Raw genomic sequence first — 9,040 nt, forward strand, 5'->3', positions numbered from 1 at the left:
GGGCGCTGCTGAAGCAGGCGGCCCAGCTGGCAGCTCACACCTGACCGACGGCTCCCCTGAGGTGAATCGGGCTCGAGTGGCGCACCTGCCACTCGGGCCCGACCACACCCGGTGCGGAAACCGCCCCGCCCGGCGGCGATAGTGTGCTCGGCGGACGACCCGACACCCAGGAGTGCGCCTTGCCCGACGTGAAGCCGCTGCAGAAGGTCCTGATCGCCAACCGCGGCGAGATCGCCGTGCGCGTGGTCCGTGCCTGCAAGGACGCCGGCATCGGCAGTGTCGCGGTGTACGCCGAGCCCGACCGCGACGCGCTGTTCGTGCGGTTGGCCGACGAGGCGCAGAGCCTCGGTGGCGCGACCCCGGCCGACTCCTACCTCGACATCGCCAAGATCATCGCCGTCGCGGAGAGGTCCGGCGCCGACTCGGTGCACCCCGGCTACGGCTTCCTCGCCGAGAACGCCGCCTTCGCCCAGGCGGTGATCGACGCCGGACTGACGTGGATCGGTCCACCGCCGGAGGCGATCGAGAGCCTGGGCGACAAGGTCAGGGCCCGTCACATCGCCGAGAAGGTCGGCGCACCACTCGCGCCCGGCACCAAGGACCCGCTCGACAACGCCGACGAGGCGGTCGCGTTCGCTCGGGAGTTCGGCCTGCCGATCGCCATCAAGGCCGCGTTCGGCGGTGGCGGTCGCGGCCTCAAGGTCGCCCGCGAGATGTCCGAGGTCGCCGAGGCCTACGAGTCGGCGGTGCGCGAGGCGGTGACGGCCTTCGGCCGCGGCGAGTGCTTCGTCGAGAAGTTCCTCGACCGCCCACGCCACGTCGAGACCCAGTGCCTGGCCGACTCCCACGGGAATGTCGTGGTGGTGTCCACCCGCGACTGTTCGTTGCAGCGCCGACACCAGAAGCTGGTCGAGGAGGCGCCCGCGCCCTTCCTCACCGACGAGCAGGTGGCCCGCCTCTACGAGGCGTCGAAGGCGATCCTCCACGAGGCGGGGTACGTCGGCGCCGGCACCTGCGAGTTCCTCGTGGGCCAGGACGGCACCATCTCCTTCCTCGAGGTCAACACCCGGCTGCAGGTCGAGCACTGCGTGTCCGAGGAGGTCACCGGGATCGACCTCGTGCGCGAGATGTTCCGGATCGCGGCCGGCGAGGAGCTCGGCTACGCCGACCCCGAGATCCGCGGCCATTCCATCGAGTTCCGGATCAACGCCGAGGACGGCGGCCGCAACTTCATGCCGGCCCCTGGCACCCTCTCGGCGTGGCACCCGCCGCAGGGTCCCGGCGTACGTCTCGACGGTGGCTACGAGAACGGCGAGACCGTGCCGGGCGCCTTCGACTCGCTGATCGCCAAGCTGATCGTGACCGGAAGCGACCGCACCCAGGCGCTGGAGCGCTCGCGGCGCGCGTTGGCGGAGTTCGTCGTCGACGGCATGCCGACGGTCATCCCGTTCCACCGCGCGGTGGTCGACGACCCGGCGTACGTCGGCGCATCCAACCCCTCCGGCACGTGGTCGTTCGGTGTCTACACCACCTGGATCGAGACCGACTTCGACAACCGGATCACGCCGTACGACGGCGACGTCGCCGCGGCCGACGACACCGTCGAGCGGCAGACCGTTGTCGTCGAGGTCGGCGGACGCCGGCTCGAGGTGAGCCTCCCAGGCGGCCTGGGCGCCGTCGGAGGCGCCCGGGCCGGTGGCGCGAACAAGCCGAAACGGTCCGCCGGCAAGAAGGCCGGGGCGGCCGCGGGCGGCGACGCCGTCACCAGCCCGATGCAGGGCACGATCGTGAAGGTCTCCGTCGACGAGGGCCAGGAGGTCGCCGAGGGCGACGTGATCGTGGTGCTCGAGGCGATGAAGATGGAGCAGCCGCTCAAGGCCCACAAGGCCGGCACCGTGACCGGACTCCAGGCCGAGGTGGGTGTCACCGTCACCAACGGCGCGGTGATCTGCGAGCTCAAGGACTGATGGCCGAGCCCGACACGGTGCGCCTCCGCGCCCCCAGCGAACGCGTCAGCCCCAAGGCGAGGCTGATGTGGATGTGCACCGACCTGCTCCGCTGCGTCCCGCCGATGGTCCTGCTCGTCCTGGCGACCGGGCCTTGGCACTGGTTCGACCTGCCGACGTGGAGCCTGGTGGCGATCGGTGTGCTGTTCCTGGCGTACGGCCTGCTGGTCCCGCAGTGGCGCTATCACGTGCACCGCTGGGAGGTGACCGAGACCGCCGTCTACACCCAGACCGGCTGGTGGGCCCGCGAACGCCGGATCGCACCGATGTCGCGGGTGCAGACCGTCGACCACCGCGAGGGCGCGATCGCGCGGCTGTTCGGCCTGGCCACGGTGCGGGTGACGACGGCGTCCTCGGCCGGCGCGCTCACCATCGAGGGGCTCGACCAGCAGCGGGCGCTGGCGATCGTCGAGGAGCTCACCCGGACCGCCGACTCCGTGCCCGGGGACGCCACCTGACCGATGGACGCCTTCGACAGTGCTCTCGCGTGGCAGCGGCTCGACTCGCGGATGCTCCTGGTCCACCCCGTCCGTGACCTGATCCGGTTCCTGCCGGCGGTGATCGGCCTCCTGCTCTTCGGCCGGTCCTCCGACAGCGGGGGCTGGTGGGGCCTGATCGGCATCGGGATACCGATCGCGCTGGGGCTCTCCCGCTACCTGACCACCAGCTACCGGATCACCAGCAGCCGGATCGAGGTCAGGCACGGGCTGCTGAGCAAGCAAGTGGTCTCGGCGCCGCTGGACCGGGTCCGCACCGTCGATCTCACCGCGTCCCCGATCCACCGTGCGCTCGGCCTGGTCACCCTCCGGATCGGCACCGGCCAGAGCGGCGGCAAGAGCGAGGAGCGACTCGCCCTCGACGGAATCGCGGCACCTGCTGCCGCGTCGCTCCGCGCGCGTCTGCTGCACCTCACGCCGTCGGCGGTCACCGGTGCGGACGCCGATGGGGACACCGAGGCGGCCGCCGCCGTCGACGACCGTCGGGTGGTGCTCACCCTCGACCTCCGGTGGGTTCGGTTCGCCCCGCTCACCTCCGCCGGCATCGTGATCGCCGGTGCCGCGCTGGGTGTCGTGGCGCAGAGCATCCACACCCTCGAGCTCACCCCGTCGGTCGACCTCTCCGGGCTGGCCCACCTCGGCCTGGCGCTGCTGATCGTGCTCGGGCTCGCGGTGGTGCTGGTCGGCATCTGTGTGCTCGCGGTGATCGGCTACCTGCTGACGAACTTCGGCTTCCAGCTCTCGCACACGAGGTCGGACCGGGCCTGGCATCTGCGCCGCGGGCTGTTCACGACCCGCGAGACCAGCCTCGACGACGCCCGGATCAGCGGCGTCAGCATCGGCGAACCACTAGGCCTCAGGCTCGCGGGGGGAGCCCGGCTGTCGGCGATCGTGACCGGGCTCGACAAGAAGCAACAGGGCAGCTCGGTCCTGGTGCCGCCGGCTCCCCGCGGCGAGGTCGACCGGGTCGCCGTCGAGGTGCTCGGCACGGCAAGGCCGGTGACCACCGGCCTGGTCGGTCACGGTCCGCGCGCTCGGCGACGTCGCTGGACGCGTGCCATGGTCCCGGCCGCGATCGTCGCCACGGCGGCGCTGGTCACGTCGTACGCCGTCTCCTGGGCGTTGGTGGTGATCGCGGCCGTCGTCCTGGCTGTCGGAGCGGTCCTGGCGCACGACCGGTGGCAGGGTCTCGGCCACGCGCTGGTCGACCGGCACCTCGTGGCCCGCTCCGGGAGTCTCGACCGCCGGCGCGAGGTGCTGCACACCCCGTCGGTGATCGGCTGGAACCTCCGCGCGACGTGGTTCCAGCGTCGTGGCGGCCTCACCGACCTGGTCGCCACCACCGCCGGCGGCCGGCAACATGTGCGGGTGCTCGACCTCGACGAGGCCGCGGCGACGGCGCTCGCCGCCACGGCGACGCCTGGCCTACTCGGACCATTCCTGGAGTGACCGAACGGTCAGACCTGCGGGATTTGCGGCGCAGGGGGCCGGATCGCTACCTAACCTCGCGGCATGAGTCAGCTCGGGGCCCCTTTCACGCCACCACCGCCCTACGACCCACCGCCGATCCCGCCGCCGTCGCGTCCGTCGTCCTCGGAGATCCCGAGCTGGATCGTCCTGCTCGCCGCGGCGGTGGCGCTCTGCCTGGCCGGGTTGCTCGGGTTCGTCGTCGTCCACGGCCGCAGCGACGGCACCAGCGCTCCTCCTCCCCCGCCGAAGCACCACTACCCCTCTCAGTGGGACAAACGGATCAAGTCCGAGGTCCGGATCGCCGAGAAGCAGCGAGGGCTGAGCTTCAAGCACCCGGTTGCGGTGAGGTTCCTGGCGCCTGCGGCGTTCAGGAAGACCCTCGTCCGCGAGGACAAGCTCACCGCGAAGGACCGCCGGCAGATCCGCCAGCAGACCGGCCTGCTGCGGGCGTTCGGCCTGCTCAGCGGGAAGGTCGACCTCGTCCGGGCCGAGCAGGACTTCAGTGGGACCGCGGTGCTCGCGTACTACTCGTTCAAGACCAGGTCGATCACCATCCGTGGCCACCACATCACGCCCTCGATCAGGGCCACGCTCGTCCACGAGCTCACTCACGCCCTGCAGGACCAGTACTTCCACGTCGGCGCCCTCTTCAAGACGCTGGCCAAGCAGAAGCACTCGAAGAACGACGAGCAGTCGGTCCTGCATGCGATCACCGAGGGCGACGCGCAGCGTACCGAGCATGCGTACGGCAGCTCTCTCGGAACCAAGCAGCGACAGGCGCTGATCGCCGCGCAGCGGCGCGAGGCCGGCCAGGCGCGGCAGGGCCTGGCCCGGATCCCGAAGATCATCATCGCCTTCGAGTCCTCGCCGTACGACCTCGGCGAGGGACTGGTCCGCACCGTCGCCCAGCACGGCGGCAACGCGGCCGTCGCACGGCTGTTCCGGCACCCGCCGGCGTACGACATCGCCCTGGTCGACCCGTTCCGGGTGATCCAGGGACACACGGGCGCCGTCCGCGTCCCGGCGCCGACGTTGGGCAAGCGGGAGAAGAAGTTCGACTCCGGCGACTTCGGCGCACTCTCCTGGTACCTGATGCTGTCGGCTCGGCTCCCGGCACTGCAAGCGCTGCACACCGTCGACGGCTGGGGCGGTGACTCGTTCGTGGGCTACCAGTCCGCCGGCCGCTCCTGCGCGCGGATGACCTACCGGGGCCGCACACCCGCGGACACGTCCGCGATGTACTCCTCGCTCCAGCAGTGGATCGCGGCCGTCCCCGGATCCCCGGCGAGCGTCCGTCTCAGCGGCGGGGTGCTCACCTTCCAGTCCTGCGACCCCGGGGTGGGCGGAGCCACGGTCAGCACCGACTTCCAGCCCGCGGTCGACCTGGTCACCACGCGCACCCTGGTCGGGGCCACCCTCCTGCACTCCGGCGCGTCGGTCCCCCAGGCCCGCTGCCTGGCCGGGAAGCTGGTGGACACCTACACGGTCGCCCAGCTGAACGACCCGACGTTCGGAGCGAACGACCCGAGCGTGGCCACGCGGATGCAGCAGCTCGGCGCCGAGTGCCAGTGAGGCCGGCTACGGGGTGTCGGACAACCTGATCTCGACCATCAGCTCGTCGGCGAGTGCCTCGAGCATCGTCCGCAGCTGCTCCGTGCTGGTGGCAGGCGGCGCCTCGAGCACTGCCCGCGCCTCGAAGAGCATCCCCCCGGCCATCGGCGCTTCGCGGACATCGGTGCTGAGCTCCTCGATGCCGATCCGCTGGGCGGCGAGGGCGGCGGAGATCTCGGCCACGATGCCGGGGTGGTCTGCTCCGAGCAGCTCGAGGCTCAGCCGCAGCGACGGGTGCTCGGCCGGCATGTCTGTCCGCTCGAGCAGCACCTCGAGGCCGACGTCCTTCAGGGCCGTCAGGTCCGCGACCAGCGCCTCGGCCCGTTCGTCGGCGACCTCGACCAGCAGAACCCCGGCGAACTTGCCGGCCAACCGGGCCATCTGGCTCCGCTCCCAGCTTCCGCCGTGCGCACTGATCGGTGCCGAGAGGGCAGAGACCAGCCCCGGCCGGTCATCGCCGATGCAGGTAAGGGTGAAGGTGGCCATGGGCGGAGCCGGTCAGGGCCTCTGGTCGCCCAGGATCCGCATCGCCGCGAGCTTGCCCGGACCGCCGCTCACGCAGCCGCCCGGGTGGGTGCCCGAGCCGCACTGGTAGTAGCCGTCGATCGGGGTGTTGTAGCGCGCGTAGCCGGGAGCCGGCCGCATGAAGAACATCTGCGGCGCCAGGAACTCGCCGTGGAAGATGTTGCCCTCGGTCAGCCCGGCCACCCGCTCGATGTCGAGCGGGGTGACGACCTCGCGGTGGAGCACCAGCTCGCCGAAGCCCGGGAAGTGACCCTCGAGCACCGCCTGGACGGTGTCGCCGAAAGGCTGCCGCTCGGTGTCCCAGTCGCTGCCCTTGAGCTCGTACGGCGCGTACTGGATGAAGCAGCTCATCACGTGCTTGCCCGGGGGCGCCATGTCGGGGTCGACCACGGACTGGATCGCGCCGTCGATGAACGGCCTCTGGGAGTACCAGCCGTACTTGGCGTCGTCGTAGGCCCGCTCGAGGTACTCGATGGATTCGCCGATGTTCACGAAGCCGCCGAACTGGTCGATCCGGCCCTTGAGCGCCGGGAAGACCGGGAGGTCGTCGAGGGCGAAGTTCACCTTGGCCGACGTCCCCTGGAAGCGGTACCGCCTGATCGCGTCGTTCAGGTCGCTGGGGAGCTCGCGTGGGTCGACCAGCTCGGTGAAGGTTCGGCGTGGGTCGAGCGCGCTGACCACGATCGGCGCGGAGTACTCCGTGCCGTCGGCCAGCACGACCCCCGTCGCGGTGCCGTCCTTGGTGATCACGTGGTCGACCGGCGACTCGACCTTCACGGTCGCGCCGTACGCTTCGCCCGCGCGCTGCAGGACCTGGGTGAACCCGCCGTTGCCGCCCTTGTGGAAGCCCCACACACCGTGATGGCCGTCCTGCTCGCCGATCAGGTGGTAGAGCAGCACGAGCCCGGAGCCCGGCGACATCGGCCCGATCCTGTTGCCGATGATCGACGACGAGGCGATCGACGACTTGACGATGTCGGACTCGAAGTAGTCGTCGAGCAGGTCCGCGCAGCTGCCGGTCAGGAAGCGCACCAGGTCGTGCAGGGTCTTCTTGTCCGCGCCACGCAGCTGCTTCATCATCCAGGCGACGTCGGCCTGGTCGTCCGGGTCGTCGCTGAAGATGTCCGGCGGCGCGGCGTCGAACATCGGCTTCGCCAGCTGGATCACCCGGTCCAGGTCATGACCCCACCGGTGGTAGGCGTCGACGTCCCGCTTGCTGTGGCGAGCGATCTCGAGGTCGTTGAACTGCTCGTCCTCGGTCATCAGGAGGTAGTCGCCGTTCTCCATCGGGGAGAACGACGTCGGCATCAGCAGCGGCATGAAGCCGTGCTTGACCAGGTCGAGCTCGTGGATGATCTCGGGCCGCAGCAGGCTCAGGGCGTAGGAGAACGTCGTGAAGGAGAAGCCGGGGTGGAGCTCCTCGGTGATCGCGGCGCCGCCGACGAAGCCGCGACGCTCGAGCACGAGGACGTTCAGCCCGCCCTTGGCGAGGTACGCCGCATTGGTCAGGCCGTTGTGGCCGCCGCCGACGACGATCGCGTCGTAGGTGTTGGCAGTCATCACTGCTCCATTCGCATCGAGATCGGCGCCAGCTCGCGGGCCGAGCCGGTCTTGCGGGCGGGGTTGAAGAGCGGCAGCCGGTCGGTGGTCGCCGGCACGGAGAGGTACTCGTGGTCCACGGTGATCTCGAGGTGCACGGTCGAGCCCTTGGCGGCGTACTCCGGCAGCACGCGGGCCATCGCGATGTGCCGCTGGAGGACCGGGCTGTACATGAAGCTGGTGGCGTAGCCGACGCGCTCGTCGCGATCGGGCCCGCCGTACAGCATCGACTCCCAGGGCACGGGGTTCTCGTCCTTGGGCACGATCAGGCCGTGCTCGAGATGGAGATCGCGATAGGCCTCCCAGTCGATCCAGAGGCCGACGGTCGCCCAGCGGGAGGTGCCGTCGCGAAGCTCGCGCTCGATGGCGCGGCGTCCGATGAAGGGGCGGTCGTCGCCGAGCGCGGCGCCGGCCTTGCCGAGCATCCAGCCGAAGCCGAGCTCCTTGGGCGTGAACCGCTCGGCGTCGGTGAACGCGTAGCGCGCCGAGGAGAACTCGACGTTGATCAGCGACAGCCCGGCCTCGATCCGCAGCATCAGCAACGCGTCCTCGCCGAACGGGCGGAACCCCTGCCCGTCGCCGGCCTGGATGATCTTGTCGAGCACGCCGAGCGCGTCGTCGGCCTCGACGCGCACCTCGTAGCCGAGGTCGCCGGTGTAGCCGGTGCGCGAGATCGTGACGGGGGCGCCGCCGATCTTGGCGGGGGTCAGCCCGAAGAACGCCAGGTCGTTCACCTCCGGCGCGAGGGTGGCCAGGATCTCGCGTGAGCGCGGACCCTGGACCGCGAGCATGCCGTAGTCGGCGCTGACGTCCTCGATCGAGACCCGGAGCCGGCCGACGAGGTCCTCGAGATACCCCATGTTCGGGTCGGCCGCGGTCAGCAGCCAGTCGTCCTCGGCCTCCCGGAACACCACGCCGTCCTCGAGCACGTAGCCGGCGTCGTCGCACCAGACGGTGTACATGGCCTGGCCCGGACGGCAGCGTCGTACGTCGCGCGTCATCACGCCGGCGAGGAACCGCTCGGCGTCCGGCCCGGTGATCCGGTACTTGTACAGCGGCGAGGTGTCGAAGAACCCCGCGGAGTTGCGGACCGCGAAGTACTCGTGCTTCGCGGCGAGGTCGTAGCGCAACGCCGAGAGGTAGCCCGACCAGTGGCCGTAGAGGCCGGTCTGGTTGAGCTCGTTGAGCCGTGGGTGGAAGGGCGTCGTCTTCATCAGCATGGCATCGCCACCCTAACCTGAACCGCCGTTCAGCCGCTAGACCGAGATGGTGAACCAGGTGGATCGCAGACCGAGCACCGACCGGAAGGTGTCGCCGCTCACCGGGACGTCG

Annotated in this window: 7 protein-coding genes; 4 read left to right on the forward strand and 3 right to left on the reverse strand. The window is 70.5% G+C overall.

Translation table 11 applies throughout. From position 1 onward, the window contains the following. The first annotated feature begins 197 nt into the window (after nt 1–197). The 4 genes from VGJ24_RS19310 to VGJ24_RS19325 all read left to right on the forward strand — a co-directional run bounded on the left by VGJ24_RS19310 (nt 198) and on the right by VGJ24_RS19325 (nt 5,545). A complete protein-coding gene (locus VGJ24_RS19310) occupies nt 198–1,967 on the forward strand; it encodes an acetyl/propionyl/methylcrotonyl-CoA carboxylase subunit alpha (protein WP_414691123.1) in 1,770 nt (589 codons plus the stop codon). Further along, nucleotides 1,967–2,464, forward strand: a complete 498-nt coding sequence (locus tag VGJ24_RS19315) for a PH domain-containing protein (protein ID WP_331502275.1) — start codon at nt 1,967–1,969, stop codon at nt 2,462–2,464. Before VGJ24_RS19310 ends, VGJ24_RS19315 begins: the two co-directional genes overlap by 1 nt. Nucleotides 2,465–2,467: 3 nt before the next feature. Beyond that, complete coding sequence (locus VGJ24_RS19320; RefSeq protein ID WP_331502276.1) at nt 2,468–3,952, forward strand: PH domain-containing protein; 1,485 nt, start codon at nt 2,468–2,470, stop codon at nt 3,950–3,952. 63 nt (nt 3,953–4,015) lie between these two features. Next, complete coding sequence (locus tag VGJ24_RS19325; RefSeq protein WP_331502277.1) at nt 4,016–5,545, forward strand: hypothetical protein; 1,530 nt, start codon at nt 4,016–4,018, stop codon at nt 5,543–5,545. A 6-nt stretch (nt 5,546–5,551) separates the two neighbouring features. Here the strand turns inward: VGJ24_RS19325 and VGJ24_RS19330 are convergent, their stop codons facing one another. From VGJ24_RS19330 to VGJ24_RS19340, 3 genes are read right to left on the reverse strand one after another with little or no spacing between them, the layout of a single operon-like run. After that, nucleotides 5,552–6,070, reverse strand: a complete 519-nt coding sequence (locus tag VGJ24_RS19330; protein WP_331502278.1) for a glycine cleavage system protein R — start codon at nt 6,068–6,070, stop codon at nt 5,552–5,554. Nucleotides 6,071–6,082: 12 nt separating this feature from the next. Further along, the gene (locus VGJ24_RS19335) at nt 6,083–7,669 is read right to left on the reverse strand and encodes an NAD(P)/FAD-dependent oxidoreductase (protein WP_331502279.1); all 1,587 of its coding nucleotides are present in this window, start codon (nt 7,667–7,669) and stop codon (nt 6,083–6,085) included. After that, nucleotides 7,669–8,928: an aminomethyltransferase family protein gene (locus VGJ24_RS19340; protein WP_331502280.1), complete on the reverse strand. Its 1,260-nt coding sequence runs from the start codon at nt 8,926–8,928 to the stop codon at nt 7,669–7,671. The genes VGJ24_RS19335 and VGJ24_RS19340 overlap by 1 nt, the downstream gene beginning before the upstream one ends. Between the last annotated feature and the right edge of the window lie 112 nt (nt 8,929–9,040).

The organism is Nocardioides sp., from assembly GCF_036493135.1.
In the GTDB taxonomy this organism is placed as follows: domain Bacteria; phylum Actinomycetota; class Actinomycetes; order Propionibacteriales; family Nocardioidaceae; genus Nocardioides.

Coding starts and splice junctions, on each gene's coding strand:
- VGJ24_RS19340 (WP_331502280.1), bottom strand. CDS start 8,928: ATGCTGATGAAGACGACGCCCTTCCACCCACGGCTCAACGAGCTCAAC.
- VGJ24_RS19320 (WP_331502276.1), top strand. CDS start 2,468: ATGGACGCCTTCGACAGTGCTCTCGCGTGGCAGCGGCTCGACTCGCGG.
- VGJ24_RS19330 (WP_331502278.1), bottom strand. CDS start 6,070: ATGGCCACCTTCACCCTTACCTGCATCGGCGATGACCGGCCGGGGCTG.
- VGJ24_RS19325 (WP_331502277.1), top strand. CDS start 4,016: ATGAGTCAGCTCGGGGCCCCTTTCACGCCACCACCGCCCTACGACCCA.
- VGJ24_RS19315 (WP_331502275.1), top strand. CDS start 1,967: ATGGCCGAGCCCGACACGGTGCGCCTCCGCGCCCCCAGCGAACGCGTC.
- VGJ24_RS19335 (WP_331502279.1), bottom strand. CDS start 7,669: ATGACTGCCAACACCTACGACGCGATCGTCGTCGGCGGCGGCCACAAC.